At 66.7% G+C, this 19,546-nt stretch carries 17 protein-coding genes and 1 tRNA gene; 4 read left to right on the top strand and 14 right to left on the bottom strand.

The window, feature by feature from the left end:
• Position 1: 1 nt before the first annotated feature.
• The 6 genes from phnD to rsmI all read right to left on the bottom strand — a co-directional run bounded on the left by phnD (position 2) and on the right by rsmI (position 7,617).
• Positions 2-1,009: a phosphate/phosphite/phosphonate ABC transporter substrate-binding protein gene (gene phnD, locus CAURIS_RS03655; protein ID WP_290342869.1), complete on the bottom strand. Its 1,008-nt coding sequence runs from the start codon at positions 1,007-1,009 to the stop codon at positions 2-4.
• The gene (locus tag CAURIS_RS03650) at positions 1,002-1,727 is read right to left on the bottom strand and encodes an HAD family hydrolase (protein WP_290342868.1); all 726 of its coding nucleotides are present in this window, start codon (positions 1,725-1,727) and stop codon (positions 1,002-1,004) included. Before CAURIS_RS03650 ends, phnD begins: the two co-directional genes overlap by 8 nt.
• A gap of 141 nt (positions 1,728-1,868) precedes the next feature.
• Positions 1,869-3,044 carry an MFS transporter gene (locus CAURIS_RS03645; protein ID WP_353959246.1) on the bottom strand — a complete coding sequence of 392 codons (1,176 nt, stop codon included), beginning with the start codon at positions 3,042-3,044 and terminating at the stop codon, positions 1,869-1,871.
• Positions 3,041-4,909, bottom strand: coding sequence for a methionine--tRNA ligase (gene metG / locus CAURIS_RS03640; RefSeq protein ID WP_290342867.1), 1,869 nt, complete (start codon positions 4,907-4,909; stop codon positions 3,041-3,043). Before metG ends, CAURIS_RS03645 begins: the two co-directional genes overlap by 4 nt.
• Before the next feature lie 25 nt (positions 4,910-4,934).
• Positions 4,935-6,665 (bottom strand): BCCT family transporter, encoded by a 1,731-nt coding sequence (locus CAURIS_RS03635; protein WP_290342866.1) that lies wholly within the window; start codon positions 6,663-6,665, stop codon positions 4,935-4,937.
• Between the two features lie 91 nt (positions 6,666-6,756).
• On the bottom strand, positions 6,757-7,617 hold the full coding sequence (rsmI, locus tag CAURIS_RS03630; protein ID WP_290342865.1) for a 16S rRNA (cytidine(1402)-2'-O)-methyltransferase: 861 nt from the start codon (positions 7,615-7,617) through the stop codon (positions 6,757-6,759).
• Positions 7,618-7,676: 59 nt separating this feature from the next.
• On the opposite strand from rsmI, the gene pmt reads away from it, so the two are divergent.
• A complete protein-coding gene (pmt, locus tag CAURIS_RS03625; RefSeq protein ID WP_290342864.1) occupies positions 7,677-9,242 on the top strand; it encodes a protein O-mannosyltransferase in 1,566 nt (521 codons plus the stop codon).
• Between the two features lie 23 nt (positions 9,243-9,265).
• Here the strand turns inward: pmt and CAURIS_RS03620 are convergent, their stop codons facing one another.
• Entirely contained in the window at positions 9,266-9,892 is a 627-nt protein-coding gene (locus CAURIS_RS03620) for a zf-HC2 domain-containing protein (RefSeq protein WP_290342863.1), read from the bottom strand.
• A complete protein-coding gene (locus CAURIS_RS03615) occupies positions 9,885-10,292 on the bottom strand; it encodes a DoxX family protein (protein ID WP_290342862.1) in 408 nt (135 codons plus the stop codon). Before CAURIS_RS03615 ends, CAURIS_RS03620 begins: the two co-directional genes overlap by 8 nt.
• A 53-nt stretch (positions 10,293-10,345) precedes the next feature.
• Here CAURIS_RS03615 and CAURIS_RS03610 point away from each other — a divergent pair, with 53 nt between their 5' ends.
• Positions 10,346-10,948 (top strand): DNA-3-methyladenine glycosylase I, encoded by a 603-nt coding sequence (locus tag CAURIS_RS03610; RefSeq protein WP_290342861.1) that lies wholly within the window; start codon positions 10,346-10,348, stop codon positions 10,946-10,948.
• 35 nt (positions 10,949-10,983) lie between these two features.
• Positions 10,984-12,612, top strand: coding sequence for a thiamine pyrophosphate-dependent enzyme (locus CAURIS_RS03605; RefSeq protein ID WP_290342860.1), 1,629 nt, complete (start codon positions 10,984-10,986; stop codon positions 12,610-12,612).
• Between the two features lie 1,236 nt (positions 12,613-13,848).
• Here CAURIS_RS03605 and CAURIS_RS03600 read toward each other — a convergent pair.
• From CAURIS_RS03600 to CAURIS_RS03575, 6 genes are all read right to left on the bottom strand, one after another.
• Positions 13,849-13,977, bottom strand: a complete 129-nt coding sequence (locus CAURIS_RS03600; RefSeq protein ID WP_290342859.1) for a hypothetical protein — start codon at positions 13,975-13,977, stop codon at positions 13,849-13,851.
• A gap of 592 nt (positions 13,978-14,569) precedes the next feature.
• Positions 14,570-14,642 (bottom strand) — tRNA-Ala (locus CAURIS_RS03595).
• A 97-nt stretch (positions 14,643-14,739) separates the two neighbouring features.
• On the bottom strand, positions 14,740-15,825 hold the full coding sequence (gene sepX / locus CAURIS_RS03590; RefSeq protein WP_290342858.1) for a divisome protein SepX/GlpR: 1,086 nt from the start codon (positions 15,823-15,825) through the stop codon (positions 14,740-14,742).
• Positions 15,826-15,937: 112 nt separating this feature from the next.
• Positions 15,938-16,600 carry a GNAT family N-acetyltransferase gene (locus CAURIS_RS03585; RefSeq protein WP_290342857.1) on the bottom strand — a complete coding sequence of 221 codons (663 nt, stop codon included), beginning with the start codon at positions 16,598-16,600 and terminating at the stop codon, positions 15,938-15,940.
• 7 nt (positions 16,601-16,607) lie between these two features.
• Positions 16,608-17,867, bottom strand: coding sequence for a molybdotransferase-like divisome protein Glp (gene glp / locus CAURIS_RS03580; protein ID WP_290342856.1), 1,260 nt, complete (start codon positions 17,865-17,867; stop codon positions 16,608-16,610).
• A gap of 56 nt (positions 17,868-17,923) precedes the next feature.
• A complete protein-coding gene (locus CAURIS_RS03575; RefSeq protein WP_290342855.1) occupies positions 17,924-18,880 on the bottom strand; it encodes a UTP--glucose-1-phosphate uridylyltransferase in 957 nt (318 codons plus the stop codon).
• 66 nt (positions 18,881-18,946) lie between these two features.
• Between CAURIS_RS03575 and CAURIS_RS03570 the strand changes: the two genes are divergently transcribed.
• Positions 18,947-19,522 (top strand): 5-formyltetrahydrofolate cyclo-ligase, encoded by a 576-nt coding sequence (locus CAURIS_RS03570; protein WP_290342854.1) that lies wholly within the window; start codon positions 18,947-18,949, stop codon positions 19,520-19,522.
• The last annotated feature ends 24 nt before the right edge of the window (positions 19,523-19,546 follow it).

Here is a 19,546-nt window from a genome sequence, read left to right as displayed (position 1 = left end):
TCTAGGAGCTGAAACGGGTGTAGATCTCGCCGTAGCGTTCGATCTCTTCCTCGTTCGTTTCCTTCGTCCAGTCGGTCAGTCCGACGAGGTCCTGCATGACCTGCTTGGCCTCGTCCGAGGACTCGGCGTAGGAATCCATGAGGTCAGCGAGCTGGGTCTTGAGGTCCTCCGGAAGGTCCTCGGTGACCACGACTCCACCGTTGGGGATCATCTCGGTGTAGGCGAAAGCAACCAGTTCGGTTGCTGCCTCGGGGGCCTCGGCGAGGATGGACGAGCGGGCATCCCAGAAACCAAACCCGACCTCAGCGTCGCCCCTGAGAACTGCGAGCATGGCGTTGTTATTTCCTTGCACTGGGACCTGGGAGAGGGAATCAACGTCAACGTCCTCATCCTCAAGTGCAACGATCGGGTACTGGTAGCCCGCCGGGGACGTTGCCGCTTGGAATGCAACTGCCGTGCCCGGCTCGAGGTTGTCAAACGCGCCGGTTGCCGCTGGCCCCTGGCCTGTCGCCGTGGCTCCCGCGTTCTCGATACCGTTGCAATACGCGAACTCAGTGTCCTCGGCCTCGTACGTAGCCATCACCGGTTCTTCCTCACAGTACTTGTCCGGGTCATTGGTGAAGGCCACCGATGCGTAGGAGGTCGCTCCAAAGCGAACGTCACGCAGGATGAGCTCAGCGTTGTGCTGCGTCATGGCGTTGTACAGGGAGCCCGCGTCTGTGATAGCGACCTGTGCTTGGTTTGCCCCGATCGCCTCAACAGTCGCAGCGTAGTCGTTCGCCACAACACCGTTGACCTCGATGCCGAGGTTCTCGGACAAGTAGTTCGTCAGCGGCTCGAGCGCCTCCGCGAGGTCCTCGCCTTCAGTCGATGGAACAAGAGAGACCGTGATGGAATCGGGCCAGTTCGATGCCTCGTCGGAGCCGCTGTCCTGATCAGAGGAACAACCCGTCAAGCAAAGCACTGCGGTAGCAGTCAGAGTACCGAGCGCAAGTGCAGAATTACGCATGAGAAATACCTTTCGGACTAGGTGTCGGGTGAGATGGTGAATGAGGTGGTGTCAGGGTGGGTGATTGCGAGACCCACGCGCACAGCTCGCCGCGAAGATCAGTAAGCGTTGCCCCGCGCATCGTCACCTCGGCGTTCGTCCCTGTTGCTGTCGCCCCAACGAGTGCAGTATCCGCACCCAGATCGAAGGCGGGCTGTAGGTCGAACTCGATGATGTCTCCCACCGCCAAAACTGGGCCGTTCTTCAGCAATTGCCGCAGGATGGGGTAGAGCCCGTCCGGCTTACCAACGTTGAAGTGGAGCTGGTCAAAGCAGTGGTACACACCCCAGGAGTCAAGAACTCGCTCGACTCCTACGCGGGGCGCGTTCGTGGCAAGGTGCACATGAGCGTGCTGGCTCAGCCCCTCAAGTAAAGGCACAACTTCATCTGGAGCCTTCACTGGAGCTTTCGCTGTACCCAAGATTTCTCGGCTGGTCTGGTAGGCCTGCTGCATCGTCCAAGAAGAGACCCCGTCCTGCGCGGCCAGTTCCCCCACGATGTGGTAACCATCACGGTACATGGGGCTCCCCGCGTCGAATGCTCGCAGCGCCTCTTCGACTCGGGAAACGAAAGCTTCTCCGGCCGACGGGGCCACAGCTTTGGCGTAGGCCAAAACTGGCCCGTGCCCGATAGCGAGCGTTCCATCGAAGTCGAAAACCACACTGCGAGTCACTGCCACGATCTCCCTCAATTATGGACGATGCGTTCACGCTATCTTTTCTAGATGAACGGTCCGTCCACACTGTGTAAACTTTGCATGAAGAAACACAAAGGGCCGTCGGTATCCCGACGGCCCTTTGCCCGAATCATCGCCAGACGCCTACGACCGCCCCGCCAGCTCGTCTTCGATGTAGACCTTCCGCGCCCCGATCACGCCGAGACCGCCCATCAAAAGGGCGAGGACGATGAGCGCGATGAGGATCGGTGTGAACGAGCCCGCCGCGTCGTAGCCGACGCCGACGAGCAGCGGGCCAATCGCCGCGAGGATGTAGCCGATGGGCTGGACGAACCCAGCCAGGCGCGCCGTGCCCAGCGCGGTGCGCGTCCTCGCGGGCATGAGCGCGATGGCCAGCGGGAAGCACCAGCCTCCGAAACCCAGCAGAGCGCTCCACGCGATCGGGGCGGCCGCCGGGGCGAGGAGGATCCCCGCGTAGCCCGCCGCCGTGAGCACGCCGAACAGCAGGACGAGCGGGGTCAGGGTCCTTGCCCGCGAAATCACCGTGGGCAGCACGAGGCCGCCGAGCGCGCCGATCAGCCCGATCAGGGACAGCCCCAGCGCTCCCGTCTCGGCGGGCACACCCACGGTGCCGAGGATGGTGGGCAGCCACCCCATCTGGATGTAGGCGGTCATCGACTGCAGCCCGAAAAAGAACATGAGCGCGACCGCCGTGGGCGAGCGGTAGATTCCCGCTCCCCCGCCGGCCTGTGCCTCGTCGCCGGAAGGCTTATCGACGCCCACCTTGCCCCACACCACAAGCCACACGACGGCCTGCACCAGCGCGGAGACGGCCCACAGCGCGAGGGCGCCCTGCCACGTGTCGGTGACGAGAGCACTCAGCGGGCCGGCGGCCGCCGAAAGCGATAGCGACACCGAGTACACGGTGGTCATAGCGACGATGTGCGCTCCGCCGTACTGCTTGATCCACGCGGGCAGCAAGACGTTCGCCAGGGCGATCCCGCCCGCCACCGCCACGGTGGACAGGATGAACAGGGCGATGTGCGGGGCGAAGGGCCGCAACGCCAGGCCCAGGGTGGACAAGATGGCCGCGCCGGCCAGCGTGGGCGATAGCCCCACCCGGCGGGCAAGCGGCACGGCCGTCAACCCGACGATGCAGAACATCAGGCCGGGCAGAGCGGTGATCACGCCGCCGAGCGAGGCGGGGGCGCCGTAGTCGGCGATGACCTCGTCGAGCACGGCCCCGACGGAGGCCATGCCGGCGCGCAGGTTAAGCGCGGCGGTGAGGACCGCGACGAACGCGAGAACCGGCCGAATCACTGCTGCGTCGCTGCCCACTCGGGGCCCGTCACCCCGAGCTCGGGGTCGAGCTTGGTCACCAGCGGGCTCGGCTTCGACAGCGCCGTGCCGGGGACGACGTCTACGCGCTTCCACACCGCCTGCTGGCCGACGTAGTCACCAGTGATGATCGGGTAGGTCTGGCCCCGGGCGGGCAGGCCCACGCCGACGAGGTCGAACTCCGCGTCGTCGGTGACCTCCTCCACGCGCGGTAGCGCGGCCCACTGGCCGCTGCGGCCCAGCGTCTCGTGGACCTTCTGCGCGGTGTGCGGCAGGAAAGGCGTGAGCATGGCGTTGCAGTCGGAGACGACCTGCAGGGCCGTCCACAGCACCGTGGCCAGCCGCTCGCGGTTGGCCGGATCCTTGGCCAGTTTCCACGGCTCCTGCTCGGCGATGTAGGCGTTGGCCTCTCCGACGACGTGCATCACCTGGGTAATCGCGTTCTTGAAGCGGGCGCGATTCAGCGCCTGCCCCGCGGAGTCGAAGGTGCGCTCGGCGAGGTCGAGGATGGCCTGGTCCGACTCGTTCAGCTGACCGGGGGCCGGGACCTGGCCGAAGTTCTTGTGTGCCATGGACACGGTGCGGTTGACCAGGTTGCCCCAGCCGTTAGCCAGCTCGTTGTTCACGCGGCGCACAAACTCGTCCCAGGTGAAGTCCGTGTCGTTGTTCTCCGGGCCAGCTACGGCGATGAAGTAGCGCAGCGGGTCCGGGCCGAACTCCTCCAAGAAGTCCTTGACGTAGATGACCACGCCCTTCGAGGAGGAAAACTTCGAGCCCGACATGGTGAGGAACTCCGAAGAGACGACCTCGGTGGGCAGGTTCAGCTCGCCCAGGGCGTGCTCATCGCCCCCCTTGGAGCCCTTGCCCGCGTAGCCGAGGAGCTCCCCCGGCCAGATCTGCGAGTGGAAGGTGATGTTGTCCTTGCCCATGAAGTAGTAGCCCGGCGCGTCAGCGTCCTGCCAGAACGCCTTCCACGCGTCCGGGTTTCCGGAGCGCGCCGCCCACTCAATCGAGGCGGATAGGTAGCCCACCACGGCGTCGAACCACACGTAGAGCTTCTTCGCCGGGTTGTCGGCCCAGCCCTCCACCGGCACGGGGATACCCCAGTCGATGTCGCGGGTCATCGCGCGCGGGCGCATGTCCTCGAGCAGGTTCAGGGAGAACTTCAGCACGTTCGGGCGCCAGTCCTTGCGCGTTTCCAGCCACGCCTTCAGGGCGTCGTGAAGCGAAGGCAAATCGAGCAGGAAGTGCTCGGTGTCCACGAACTCCGGCGTCTCCCCGTTGATCTTGGACACGGGGTTGATCAGATCCGCTGAATCGAGCTGATTGCCGCACGTGTCGCACTGGTCGCCGCGGGCACCGTCCGCCCCGCAGATGGGGCACGTCCCCTCGATGTAGCGGTCCGGCAGAGTTCGGCCCGTCGAGGGCGAGATTGCCCCCTTCGTCGTCTCCTTGACCATGTAGCCGTTGGCGTAGAGCCCCTTGAACAGCTCCTGTACCACCGCGTAGTGGTTGCGGGTGGTCGTGCGCGTAAACAGGTCGTAGGAAAGCCCCAGCCCCGCAAGGTCGTGCACGATCTGACGGTTGTAACGGTCCGCCAGTTCCTTGACGGTCACGCCCTCCTTGTCCGCCTGGACAAGCAGCGGGGTGCCGTGCTCGTCGGTACCTGAGACCATGAGCACGTTGTTGCCCTTCATGCGCTGGTAGCGGGCGAAAACGTCGGAGGGAACGCCGAACCCCGCGACGTGGCCGATGTGGCGCGGGCCGTTGGCATACGGCCAGGCCACGCACACGAGGATGTTGCGCCCGGAGAGATCGGATTCAGAAGCTGTCTCAGGGGAAGTCATGCGTTCCAGCATAAGTTACGGCGCTCTAGCTGCGCTTCTCGGCCTCGTGCGCCTCGCGCAGGGCGCGACGCTCGTTGGTCAGGCGGCGGGCGAAGTTCTCCTGGTCCTTCATGTTCAGATAGACCCTATCCGTGGAGACGTCGCGCACAATCGCGAACATCAGCGCAATGAGGATGAGCAGGAAGGGCGTCGCCGCCACGATGGTCACCGACTGCAGGGAATCCAGGGCGTCCTCCCCGCCCGCAAGCAGGAGCGTCATGCCCACGAAGGCGGTGCCCAGGCCCCACATCGCCGCGAGCCAGGGCTTCGCCTCGGTGCGGCCGTTCTGCGACATCGAGGCCATCACCGTGGAGGCCGAGTCGGCGGAGGTGATGAAGAAGGTGCCCAGCAGGAGCACCGCGAACAGGCCGATAATCGTGCCGCCGGGAAGCGAGTGCAGCAGGTTAAACAGCTGCTCCTCGGAGCCGCCGTCGCCGAAGATGGACTCTCCGATCTGCTCGAAGTGGATCGCGCTGCCGCCGAAGATGGCGAACCAGATGGTTGACAGCAACGAGGGCACAAAGAGCACAACGAGGCAGAACTCGCGGATCGTGCGCCCGCGAGAGATCCGGGCCAGGAACATGCCCACGAAGGGCGACCAGGAAATCCACCACGCCCAGTAGAAGATGGTCCAGTCGGCGAGGAAGTCCCCGGCGGTGCCGTCGGCGCTCGACGCGGTGCGCCCGGCCATGAAGAAGAACTGGTCGAGGTACGCCCCCAGCGAGGTGGGCAAAAGGTTGAGCAGGTTCACCGTCGGCCCGACGACGAAGACGAACACAGCCAGCACCGCGGCGATAACCATGTTTGCGTTGGACAGCCACTGGATGCCGCGGCCCACACCCGACATCGCGGAAAGCAGAAACGCAAGGGTGAGCACGCTGACGATGCCCACCGTCAGCTGGGTCGACGTGTTGTTGACCAGGCCGGAGGCCTCAAGCCCCGCGGTGATCTGCAGCGCACCCAAACCGAGCGAGCAGGCGGTACCGAAGATGGTGGCGAAGATGGCGAAGCCATCAATGATCTTGCCCGGTACGCCGGCCGCGGCTTTCTCGCCGATCAGGGGGATAAACGCGCTGGACAGCAGCTGCTTGCGCCCGAGGCGGAACGTGGAGTAGGCGATGGCCAGACCGAGGATGGCGTACACGGCCCAGGGGTGCAGCGTCCAGTGGAACATGGTCTGCGCCATCGCGGTGCCCACCTCGTTGGGCTCGCGCCCAGGCACGCCGTCGCGGTACATCGCCAGCGGCTCGGAGGCGCCGTAGAACATCAGGCCGATGCCCATGCCGGCGGCGAACATCATCGCAATCCACGAGGTGGTGCGGAACTCCGGCTTCTCGTCCGGCCCGCCGAGGCGGATGGTGCCGAAGCCGGAGACGGCGATGACGATGACGAAGACGACGAAAACGGTGCTAAACAGCACGAAGGCCCAGCCAAGGTTGTCAATCACCCAGCCGAAGGAGGCGTCGGCGAAAGCGGAGAAGCTCTCCCTGCCGAGCATGCCCCACAGCACCACGCCGACGACAATCGCCGCAAGTGGGGCGATAATCGCCCAGTCGATTGGCGCGTTCTCATCCTCCGCGGCCCCCTCGATCTTCCCCTTCCGCGGCTGTGCAAGCGTTTCGCCGCGACTGTCCGCCTTGAGCAGCTCCGCCAGCTCGCCGGCAGCGGAGGTCTGCGCTTCCGCGTCCGGCAGGCGATCCGGGTTTTCGCGTTCCATGCTTTCACTCTCCTTCACACACATTGTTTTGCCAAGCTTATTTCAGCGATTGCCAGGAAACATGGATAACGCTAACGCAGCCGCGTGTCTTTTACGAATTATCGCTGCGCGCCAGGAGAGCTTCGTCGTAGAGATCGCCCGTTTTCACCCCGTGCGCGCGGGCCACCTCCTTCACGGCGTCTTTCAGGCGTTCACCTGCTTCAACCCGCGCCAGCACCAGCCCCACCAGGTCCTCCGGATCAGCCTGTGGCGCGGCGCCCCCTTCGATCACCACCGTGACCTCCCCGCGCACGCCCTCGGCCGCCCAGTGCGCGAGTTCGCCGAGCCCGCCGCGCTGGACCTCCTCGTACTCCTTGGTCAGCTCGCGGCACACCGCGGCGCGGCGGTCCGCGCCGAGCACCTCAGCGGCCTCCCGGAGCGTAGCTTCGACGCGGTGGGGGGATTCGAAAAAGCACACAGCGCGCTGCTGCCCGACCAAGGATTCCAGCCACGCCCGCCGCGCCCCGGCCTTCCGCGGAGCGAAGCCGTCGAAGATGAAGTGGCCGACGTTGAGCCCCGAGAGAGCCAACGCCGTGGTCACCGCAGATGGCCCGGGAAGGCACGTCACCGGGACCCCGGCGTCGTGCGCGGCGGTGACCAGCGCGTGGCCGGGGTCCGAGACGAGCGGCATGCCCGCGTCCGAGACCACGACGACGAGGCCGTGGCGGGCAGCGGCGACGAGGTCGGAGACGCGCTTGTCCTCGTTGTGGTCGAAGTTGGATACCACCCTCCCGCGGATCTCGACGCCGAGTGCCGCGGCCAGGTTGCGCGTGCGCCGCGTGTCCTCGGCGGCGATGATATCCGCACAGCCGAGCGCCTGCCGCAGCCGCGGCGAGGCGTCACCAATGTTGCCCAGGGGCGTCGCCGCGACCACGACACCCGCGGCGGGCAGCGAAAATTCGGACGGGCTCATGCACCCAGCATTGCACACGGTCCGCAACAGGGCCGGGCCCGCCCAGTAAGATCCGATGGGTGCTTACCCTTCGCCGCCGCCCCAGCGTCACCCACCCCAGCGTCACCACAGTCCCGTGGGCGCGACGCGACACGCTGAGCCTTTTCGGCGTCACCGCCGCCGCCCTGTTCACGCGTTTCCTGGGCCTGACACTTCCCACGGCGGGCGGCACCCCGATCTTCGACGAGAAGCACTACGTGCCCCAGGCCTGGGACGTGGTGCGCAGCTGGGTCAACCCCGTTATCGGCGGGATCGAGGCCAATCCGGGGTACGGTCTGGTGGTCCACCCCCCGCTGGGCAAGCAGATCCTCGCGGTCGGCGAGGCGCTGTTCGGCTACACCCCGCTCGGCTGGCGGTTCATGGCGGCCCTGTTCGGCTCGGCGGTAGTGGCCTTCATCTTCCTGCTCACCCGGCGCTTAAGCCAGTCCACCACACTCGCCACCCTCGCGGGCGCCATCGCGGTGTGCGACGGCGTCCTGCTCGTCTCGGCGAAGTTCGGCATGCTGGATATCTTTCAGGTACTGTTCATCGTCGCCGCGAGCTGGACCCTGGCCGGGGACATGCGCCAGGTCACCCAGCGCTACTCCGAGGCCGCACAGTCCGGGCGCATGGGCTCCAGCGCGTACGGCCCCCGCCTCGGCTTCCGCTGGTGGCGCTTCGCCACCGGCGTGCTGCTCGGCCTGGCACTTGCGGTGAAGTGGTCCGGCCTGTACTACATCGCGTTCTTCGGCCTGCTCAGCGCCTTCGGGGACCTCTGGCTGCGCCGCCGCTTCGGGGTTCGCGCCGCGGTGCGCGGCACGCTGCTTCGCGACGTCCCCTCCGCCCTCGCCTCCCTCGTCCTTCTCCCGGCCGCCCTCTACCTCTGGTCATGGCGGGCGTGGTTCGCCTCCGAGACCTCCGTCTACCGCCACGCGGCGGTCGACGGCACCATCGCCGCCAGCGACTGGCCCTGGCTGGCCCGCCTGCCCGACGCTGCAGGTTCCTGGCTCTACTACCACTTCTCCGTTTTGGAGTTTCACTCCTCGCTCACCACCTCTTCGGGCCACTCACACCCGTGGGACTCGAAGCCGTGGGCGTGGCTGGTGGCGGCGCGGCCGATCCTCTACTACTCCGCGACGGACCTAGAATGCGGCCCCTTCACTCCGTGCCGGGAAATGATCTTCCTCTTCGGTACCCCCGCGATCTGGTGGCTGACCATCCCCGTCCTCCTGTGGGCGGGGTGGACGTGGCTCACCCGCCGCGACACGCGCGTGATCATCCCACTCGTTGCCTTCGCGGCCGGGTTCGTGCCGTGGCTTGCAGCCTACGACCGGCAAATGTACTTCTTCTACGCCGCAGCTCTGGTGCCCTTCACCATTGTCCTCATCGCCCTGGCGCTGGGCCGGATCGCCCGGGCGGGCCGCCCCGTCCCCTGGCGCTGGTTGCGCCGCCTCGCCGGATACCCCATCACCTCGGGGCAGGCCGCGGTCATCGTCTACATGGCCGTCGTGGTGGCCATGTTCTTCTACTTCGGGCCCATCCTGTACGGCATCCGCGTGCCGGAAAGCTACTACCAGTCGCTGATGTGGCTGCCGAGCTGGACCTAGGGCGCCCTCCCCGGGGCGGGGCACTAGGCCGGGTCCGCCCCCAAGAGGCGCCACGCGCACCGCAGGTCCGCGCCGCGATCCGTCGCCCAGGCGAGCACGAGCACCACGAAAGACACGAGCTGCAGCGCCAGCGGGCCGAGGGTTCCCCGCGGCGAATCGAGGATGAGGTCGCGCACGGCAAAGCCGAGGGTGAAGGTGAACATCGTGCCCACGATGAGCAAAATGCCGGGGATCTGCGTCGGCTTCCACGCCGCGAAGCCGAGCGCGAGGGCCACGCCGAAGCGCACGGCCGCGTCGTCGGGGGAGGCACCAGCCGCGACGAGGGTGACCGCCCACACCGCCCACACGAGCGCGACGACGACCAGCGCCACACGGCACAGCGACAAGAGCAGGAAACGGCGCCGCGAAAAGCGCCGCCATTCGCTTTCCACCCCGGCAAGGATCGCCTCGGACAGATCGGGGGGCGGGGCCATGCCACCCCCGACCTCGGCGAAGCGCAGGTTCTTCGACAGCGCCACCAGCCGCTCCCAAAAGGCGCGACACTCCTCGCACTGCGCCAGATGGGCGTCGATAACCGCGTCGTCAACGCCCGTGCTCTCCCCGTCCAGCCGGGCCGACAGCGCGGCCTGGACCTCCTCGTGGCTAACCACGCGTCAACGCCCTATCCAGGCTGGCCCGTCCCGAGCCGAAAACCACAACGACGAACAGCGTCGCCGCCAGCACCATCGGGTACTCCACCCCGCCGTCTTCGACGAAGAACCCCTGGCTCAAGTGCACAAAGTAGCCGGCGGCCAGGACCAGCAGCGCGAGCACGGTGGCCACGATCGTGGTCAACAGGCCGATGATGAGTAGCGCGCCCCCGATGAGCTCCACGGTGCCCGAGATGTAAGCCGACAACGTCGGCTGCGGCATGCCGGCCTGGCCGAGCGTGCGCGCGGTCTGCTCCATGCCGACATCGAACCAGGCGCGGTATCCCCGGGCGACAAAGACGGCCCCGGCGACTATGCGCACGAGGAAAAGCGCGAAATCGCGAACCGCGGGCCTGTTCATGGGTGTAAGACTACCCATGGAACCACAGTGCGGAAACATCGGTCTAAGGAGATATGAGCGATTCACTCGGCCCCGTCGTGGGCGACGACGGACGGGCGCGACCCCCGTGGGCGGCCCGCGACCCCCTTTTAATGCACTACTACGACACGGAGTGGGGCATGCCCGTGCGCGACGAGCGCGGCATGTTCGAGCGGGTCTGCCTCGAGGGCTTCCAGGTGGGCCTGTCGTGGCGCCTCGTGCTGCAGCGCCGCGACGCGCTGCGCCGCGCCTTCTTCAACTTCGACCCCGATCGGGTTGCGCACATGACAGGGATCGAGCATTTGCTTGACGACGCCACCTTGATCCGCAACCACCGCAAGCTCGCCGCCCCGGTGACAAACGCGCAGGCCACGATCGCTTTGCGCGAGGAGGGCACCCACCTCGGCGAGCTGGTGTGGTCCTTCCAGCCGAAAGAAACTCCCGCCCCGCGGACGATGGAGGAGGTTCCGACCCAGTCCCCGGAGTCGGTCGCCCTCGCCGCGGAGCTCAAGCGGCGCGGCTTCACCCTCGTGGGGCCGGTCACGATGTACGCGCTGATGGAATCCGTCGGCGTCATCGACACCAACCTCGTGGGCACGTGGCGCCGAGGCGCCTCCGGAATCTGGCATGCTGGGTAAGGCTCACCAGTACCGCCAAGGAGGTTAGCCCACCTATGCACACCGGAGCCGCCATCGTTCGCACCCTCGAAAACCTCGGGGTCACCCGCGCCTACAACGTCCCGGGAGAAAGCTTCCTCGCCGTCCTCGACGGCCTCCACGATTCCGACATCGAAACCATCGTCTGCCGCCACGAGGCCGGGGCGACGTTCGCCGCCGAAGCGCACGGCAAGGCCACCGGCCGGGCCGGGGTGGCGCTTGTCACCCGCGGGCCGGGCGCCGCCAACGCGAAGATTGGCGTCTACACCGCCTGGCAGGACGAAACGCCGCTTGTCCTTTTCATCGGCCTGATCCCCACCTCCGACCGTTACCGCGACTCCTTCCAGGAGTTCGACCCCGTTGGGTGGTTCGGCGAGATCACGAAAGGCGTGTTCGTTGTCGACGACCCGGAGCGCGCGAGCCGGATCGTGGCCAACGCCTTCCACCTCGCCGAATCCGGCCGCCGCGGCCCCGTCGTGGTGGGCCTGCCGGAGGACCTCATCGAGCTGCCCTTTGAGGGCCAGCTTTCCCACCCGATCGCCCCCGCCCACGGCGCTGTCTCGCCGAAGGACATCGACGTGGTGGCCGGGGCGCTGCGCGGCGCCGAGCGTCCCCTCGTCGTCGCTGGCGCGCAAGGATGGACGCAGGACGCGTGCGAGGCGGTTCGCCACTTCGCCGAAAAGCACCAGATTCCCGTCCTCGGCGAGTTCCGCGCCTCGGACCGCATCCACTTCGACTCCCCCGCCAACGCCGGCTGGCTCGGCACCGCCAGAAGCGACCACGCCGCGGAGCTTTTGGATACCGCCGACGTCGTCGTCTGCCTCGGCGCGAAGCTCAGCGACAAGCCGACCGACAACTTCACCCTGCGCCAGGACCCCGACGCCTGCACCATCGTCGTCAGCGCCGACGCCGAGCTGAAGGGCCACGCGAGCTGCGTCACCCACCACATCCTCGCTGACCCCAGCGTCTTTGCCACCACCCTGGACCGCATCGACCTGGCGGGCGCGCCGGACACCGCGGAGTGGTTTAACAGCGCGCGCGCCCACCACGAGCAGTTTTCCACCCCCACCACCTTCGACGACGTCGCCGACGGCGCTGTGGATTTCAATGACGTGATGCGAGCCGTCGTGAAGCGACTGCCCGATAACGCCCTGTGCACCTTCGGGGCCGGCAACCACTGCGCCTGGCCGCAGCGCTTCTTCCCCACCCGGACCTACCCGTCGATGCTGGCCACGCGGCTCGGGGCGATGGGCTACAGCGTGCCCGCGGCGCTTGCGGCGAAGCTCGCGCTCCCCGAGCGCACCATCGTGGCGTTCAGCGGCGACGGGGAACTGCTCATGAACGGCCAGGAGATCGTCACCGCAGTGCGCTACAACGCGCCGATGCTCGTGGTGCTTGTGGATAACGCCGAGTACGGCACGATCCGCCAGCACCAGGAAAAGCTGTACCCGGGGCGCGTCTCCGGCACCCAGCTCGACAACCCCGACTTCGCGGCGTGGGCGCGCTCCCTCGGGGCGTGGGCCGAAACCCTCTCAGGCGCCGACGAGGTCGACGCCGCGGTCGGACGCGCCTTCGACGCGCTCGCCGACGGCCGGGTGGCCCTCCTTCACGTGCTCGTGGACCAGGAGCACGCCTCGCCGAGCTAGCGGACCGGCTAGTCGCTGTCGGTCCCCTCGAAGGCCTCCTTGACGGCGCTGGGGTTCACGACCGCGATGACGAGCCCGACGATGATGTCGAACCACACTGCGGGCCCCACGAAGGTGGCCAGACCGGCGGCGATGATGAGGACGTTGGCGAGGGCGTCGTTACGCGCGGCACAGAAGGCGGAATGTTTTCAGCGCCAGCCCGTACGAATCGAACCCTGCGTGATGTCAAGGGCGTAGCCGTATGCATACCCGCCTCGTCTGGATCAACACCGATCCAGGACCTCAAGCTTCCCAACAGCTCGGAAATTAAATCCCCCACCACATCCCACGTCTTGAACGAGAGGAGGAGTATCCGTCGCGAAATTATCGACCTGGCAAGCAGTGAAAGTGAAGCAGCGTGGCGCGACGGCTGCGTCATGCCGCCGGGCAACAGTAACAAGCGCGGGATCGAGGCACCATCGCCGTGCCCTGTTTCTGACCTCACCATTTCGCAATTTCCCCATCGTGGAGTCATTTAGGCAAGCCAGTACTCCTCCGCTCCTTAGCAGTCTCTCCGGAGTCGGGTCCCTCTGAGTCTTTCGGAAGAGCTGAATTAGCTGTCCCAGAACTATTCTTTGTGGTTTTCCTTTTCTCCCGGTACGGGCCGATAAACCACCACAGAACCACGATAAATACAGCAACGAAAACCCAATAGATTAACCAAAACGCGCCTTGCAATCCGGTGACTAGAATTCCCGCACAAAGCAAGATAACGCTGATGAGCGAACCCATACACGCACGCTTCCAGTTTGACACTGCTTCGTCGTAGGGGTTTGTGTCAGGATCAGACCCCTTCGGATCCGATTCTCCGAAACGGCGAGCGAACCGCTTGTCTAGGGTTCGAATGATTGTCGGCCCAAGTGTGATGGAATATCCGATATATATAGCGGATAAACCGTGAGCGAAATTCGACGACTTTCCGGAACTCAAGTCGACGTAGGTAAGAACTAATAGTGCAAGATCAACGACGGGAGTGGCAATTAACAACCCGGCCCCGATCCGGGGGGCCCGCAATGCATACCGAGTCAAAAGTCCAGCGAGAAGTAGAATCCAGAACAAAACCTCGGCTACCACGATAGCTACAAGAATCAAGCGTCGGCCTCCAAACTGTAAGCAGTTTTGAATTTGGGATAGAAGTTATGCTGCGGGAGGCCTGGTTTTTGGGGAACCCAGATATCCCGCAGCTACGCCCGCGATTTAGCCGCCGCAGCAGCAGCCCGCCGGGGGGGGCAAGAGCAGCGAGCGGTGATGGGCTCGGACCTCGGACACGAGCCTGGAGGAGCCAGTCGAGATGTCGTCCGACAACGCGTTAATCAAAGTGGACATTTACTTCACCTTCTTTTCAGGTTGACGATAGCGAGATCCCAGAAAGCACTTTCCGGGATGCGTCCAAAGCTACCATCACCTAAAGCCCGCAGCAGGAGCCGAGATGTTTTTATTCACTTGCGTGAGCATAACATTCATCGCGATTTACGCTTCTATTCACGTTGAGGGGAGGGAACGGTTACCGCATCCGAGAAGGCAAGCGCACGTTTGATGAGCGCGCTTCATATGAATCGACAGAGTATCGAACTCAAGGGGCTGGGCGGACGCCCAGCGGGCGACGCCACGGTTTCCCTGGGCGGCTGACCCAAGCACGGCAGTTAACCGTTCAGCGACGTTCGGAACTTCGCGGGACGTCACGCCGATGCGACTCTTTACCGAAGCTAGCGACGCGTGAAATCTCACCCAGCGGGCTACCTTTCGGGGAGCGCTCGCAACACCCGCGCGCCGTGGGGCAGGCGCGTGGCGGGGCTGGTGGTTGTAGTGCGCCCCCTCGTACATCAACGCCGGTGTGACACGGGCTGAACAGCTGCAGCACCCCTCCCCGGAAAACAGAAAAGACGCCCACCTCCTCCCGAGGTGAGCGTCCTCATTGTGGAGCTAAGGGGAATCGAACCCCTGACCTTCGCATTGCGAACGCGACGCTCTACCAACTGAGCTATAGCCCCAGTGCACCGAAGTGCCTGTGCCCCGGTGCCTGTGCCCCGGCGCAGAGATGACTTTACTCCTGCCCCGCCAGAAGACTAAACCGGCAGTTCAGAAGGGCTAGCTGGCGCGGGCTACGGTGTGGCCCGTGGGCCGCTCGGACGGCTCGCCGGCGTAGAGGGGAAGATCGTCGAAGTCCGGGCTCTCATCGTCGCGCTCCACCATCACCGCGCCCGGAGGTCGGCGAAAAGGGGAGGCACCGGCCGAACTTCCCGCCGTAACCACACCCATCCTGGCGCGCCGCAGCTGGCGGACGCGGCGCGCGTGCAACGCACGCTCCTCGCGCACCACTTGGCGCAGGGCGACCATGAACCAGACGGTCAGAGCGATGGTCGCGACCGGCACAAGCCAGACCCACCCGCCGAGGACGAACGCTGCGACGAAGGCAAGTACGTCGGCGATGATCAGCCCGCCCAGCGTGCGCTGGCGGCGTTTGAAGCGGTCCTCCTTGGAGTCCTGCTCGCGGTCCGGGTCCCAGCCACCGCGGCCACGCCGGGCGCGGGCGAATTCGATTTCCTCGTCGGTCAACTCCTCGGATTCTTCCGGGGCCTCGTCTTCGGCCGCCTCCGGAAGCGCGGAGTGCTCCCCGTCGGCGCTCTCGCCGGCTGCGGCGGCATAGTCCTCGGTGACGTAGCCGTAGTCCGCGGGCGAGACGTAGGAGTCCTCGAGGGCATAGGGCCCCTGCTCCTCCTCTTCTTCCAGCAGCAGCGAGTAAGCGGTGGAACCGGAAGCGTCCGGCTCGTCCGCAGCGTCCGCAGCGGACGAGGAGTCCGCGGCGTCCTCAGCGTCGGGGGCGTTAGCGGCGACAACCGCTTCGTCCTCCACGACCTCCCCCTCGAGGGGCTCATCGCGGCGAGCGAAGAATCCGCGCAGCGACACTCCCCCTTCCCTTTCCGGCGCGTCACCTTCCACCTCGACGACTTCGTAGTCCTGGGTGTCTTCCTCGAAGCGGTGGACGTCGGCGCGAGTCAGCCGGGGGCGGCGCCGACCCGGCACAGGTGCGGTACCACCGGAGTGAAGCACGCGAGTTTCCTCGTAGCCCTCGCCGGAGCGGCGGATCGGCTTGTTGTTGCCCATCACCATCGGGGCGAGGACGATCGCCCACACGACGATGATCAAGACGATGACCAGGCTGAGGCTGCCCATGGGCTCGCCACCTTTCTGCTAACGCTGCACTCGGAGAATCACTCCAACGCTATCGGCCCGCACTGCATCAACCGTGCAGGCACGCCGCAGAATGAGCGGCAAAAAGGTCGGCCTAGGCGGGCCGCGCTCGGCCCGCGGCGACAAGCCTCACGACGGCGCTTTCCCGGTAGTCCTCCTTGTTCAGCGCGACGAAATGGTGGTCGCGCCACTGGCCGTCGATATGCAGGTTGCGCCGCAGGTAGCCCTCCTCCCGGTAGCCGTTCGCGGCGAGGACCCGGCCGGAGGCGGGATTGGAGGGCAGGTAGGTTGCGGTCACGCGGTGCAGCCCGACGCGCGCGAAGGCGTGGTCGGTGCCGAGGGCGCATGCCGCCGTGGCTACCCCCTGCCCCATGTAGGCGGAGTGAACCCAGTAGCCGATCCAGCATTCGCTGACGGAGCCGTGCTGGATGTTGCCAAGGGTCACCTGCCCCGCGAAGCGGCCGTCGACCTCGATGGCGAGGGGCACGACGGTACCGTCGGCGGCCATGCCGCGCAGGTTGGCCCAGTTGCGCCGCCAGGCGGCCGGGCTGTGGGCGCTTTCCCACGTGTCCGGCACCGTCGGCTCGACCGGTTTGAGCCAGGCTTCGTCAGCCAGGCGTGCCTGTGACCAGGCGCGCCCGTCGCGCCCGCGCACGGGGCGCAGGTGAACATGCCCCCCACCGGGTAGCACCAGCGCGGGCGTTGACTCGGGCCACCCCGGGGTGTAGGGGCTGCCTGCCATAAGGAAGCGCATCATCGACAGCTCAGGAGCGCTGTTGGAGGAAGACGACGTCGACCACGTCGCCGGGGCGGATCTCGGTGACGTCCTCGGGGACCTCGATCATGGCGTTGGCGTCGGCGAAGCCCGCGAGCAGGTGGGCGGGGCCGCCGCCGGGCCCGCCGAGGCCCTGGACCAGGTAATCCCCCGTCTCGGCGTCGCGCATGAGGCGCGCGCGGATAAAGCCGCGCCGGCCCGGGATGGACTGGATGGCGCCAAGCGAGCGGGCGTGAACGGCCCGGCGCGAAGGGGCGCGCTTGCCAAGTGAGGCCCTGATCGCCGGCCGGATGATCGTCTCGAAGATGACCAGCGCGCTCACGGGGTTCGCGGGCAGCAGGAAGGCGGGGATGCGCTCGTTCCCCACCAGCCCGAAGCCTTGGACGGAGCCGGGGTGCATGGCCACCCGGGTGGTGTCGATCTCGCCGAGCTCGGCGAGTGCCTCCTGAACGGCGCCCGCGCCGCTGCCGCCGACCGCCCCGAGGATCACCACGAGCTCACTGCGCGCGACCTGGTTGGCGATGGTTTCCTTCAGCCGCCGCGGCTCGGCGTTGATGATGCCCACCCGTTGCACGTCCGCGCCCGCTTCGCGCGCCGCGGCCGCCAGCGCGTACGAGGCGACGTCGTAGACCTGCCCCAACCCGGGGTCGCGGCCGATGTCGACGAGCTCGAGCCCGTAGGCCATCACCGCGACGCGCGGGCGGGGATGCACGAGCACCTTGTCCCGTCCGGTGGCGGCCAAAAGCCCAATCTGCGCCGGGCCGAGCACCGCCCCGGCGCTCACGGCGACATCGCCCGGCTGGATGTCGTCGCCCTCTTTGCGCACGAAGTCCCCCGTGCGCACGGAGCGCAACGCGCTGACGCGCTTGCGGCCGCGGTCGGTCCACTCGAGGGGCAGGACGGCGTCTGCCAGAGTGGGAAGAGGAGCGCCCGTGGCCACACGGACGGCCTGCCTGGGCTGCAGGCGCAGCGGCTTCTGCGAGCCCGCGGCGACCTCGCCGACGACGGGAAGGGACGCATCGACGGGCCCGGGGTTTTCGCGCGAACCGAGGGCGACCGCCCCGCCGACGTCGACGGCCCGCACCGCGTAGCCGTCGACCGCGGCCTGCGAAAAGCCCGGCAGAGAACGCGTCGCGGCGACCTCCTCAGCGCACATGAGCCCGAGGGCGTCGGCAATGTTCACGCGGATGGGGTCGGGCGCCGCGGCGGCATCGATCACCATCGCCAGCTGGTCTTCAACGCTGCGCATGGACGTGTCCTACCCCTTTCAGCGATTGGGAGAAGATTGAGTGAAAATGTACCCGCCTACTGCGCCAGGTGGGGGTTTTCCGCCTCAAACTCCTCAATGATCCGCTTGACCGCCTTGTACAGCGCCGGTCCGTACTTCTCATTGCGCAGGCCGAAGTCGACGTTGGCGGGAATGTAGCCGCCGGGGTTGCCCAGGTCGTGGCGCTTTCCCTCGTGGACGACAACGTGGACGGGGTGGCCTTCCCGAATCATCAGTTCGATGGCGTCGGTAAGCTGCAGCTCCCCGCCCTTGCCCGGCGTGATGCGGCGCAGGGCGTCGAAAATGGCCCGGTCGAGCAAGTAGCGCCCGGCGGCGACGAGCGTCGACGGGGCATCCTCGGGCGCGGGCTTTTCCACCATGCCGCGCACGCGCTTGACCTCGAAATCCCCCAACCCCGCGCTCACCTCGGCGGGAAGCTCCTCGACGTCGAAAACGCCGTAGTTGAACACCTCATCCCGCCGGACGTTGAACGCGCACAGCACCGAGCCCCCGAGCTGCGCGCGCACCTGCGCCATCTTCTCCATCACGCCGCGGGGCAACACGAGGTCATCCGGCAGCATGACCGCCACCGCGTCCTCGCCGTCCGCGAGAGCGCTTTCCGCGCAGCCGACGGCGTGTCCGAGGCCCAGGGGCGCGCTCTGCTCCACCGCGACGGCCTCGATCAGGCCCGCGGCGCGCGAGACCTTGTCCACCTCCGCAGTCTTACCGCGCTCCGCGAGCGTCTCACACAGGTGCTCAAACGAGCCGAAATGCCGCATGATCTCCTGCTTCTCAGGCGCGGTGACCACCACCATCCGCTGCGCCCCGAGCTGCGCGGCCTCCGCCGCGATCAGCTCGATGCCCGGGGTATCCACCACCGGCAGCAACTCCTTGGGCACTGTTTTCGTCGCGGGCAAAAAGCGCGTCCCCATCCCGGCAGCGGGCACGACGACCGTCTTGACACCCTGCAGCGGGCTCGTGTTGGAATTCTGCATAATTGCCGAGCTTACCCGCCCCCGAGGCGCCACCCGCTCTTTGACTCCTGTGCGACAATAGTGGCCATGAGCACAAAACAGGACGTCCGCCAGGAGCGCATTGCTTATCGACGTTCCCTCCGCGCCTCGCCCTCAACCAAAGCGGAACTGGACGCGGCGCTCGCCCGCAACGCCGCCGCCTTCGTGCGTGAGCGCGGCATGACGGGCAACGTCGCGGCCTATTTCCCGCTCCCCTCCGAGCCGGGCGGGGACGCCCTTCTGCCGGCGCTCGCCGAGGCCTGCCGCACCGTTTTCCTCCCCATCTCCCTGCCCGACGGCGTCTTGGCCTGGGCCGTCTACGACGGCGCCGCCGCCACCGAGGGAGCGTTGGGGATCACCGAGCCCACCGGCGCCAGGTTTACCTCCCGCGTCCTGCGCTCGTGCGATGTCGTGCTGGCGCCGGCGCTCGCCGTCGATACGCAGGGCATGCGCCTGGGCAAGGGAGCGGGCTACTACGACCGCGCCCTCGCCGGGCTCAGCGTGCCCGTCGCCGCGCTTGTCTACGACGAGGACGTCCTCGACCACGTGCCCCACGACGCCCACGACGTTCCCGTCGCCGCGGCGCTCACCCCGAGCCGGGTCATGCAGTTTCCGGGAACCTAGGTCGGCCCCGCTGCGTCTAATGGA

Origin of the sequence: Corynebacterium auris (assembly GCF_030408575.1) — a bacterium.
In the GTDB taxonomy this organism is placed as follows: domain Bacteria; phylum Actinomycetota; class Actinomycetes; order Mycobacteriales; family Mycobacteriaceae; genus Corynebacterium; species Corynebacterium auris.
This window is presented reverse-complemented; position numbering and strand designations above follow the sequence as displayed.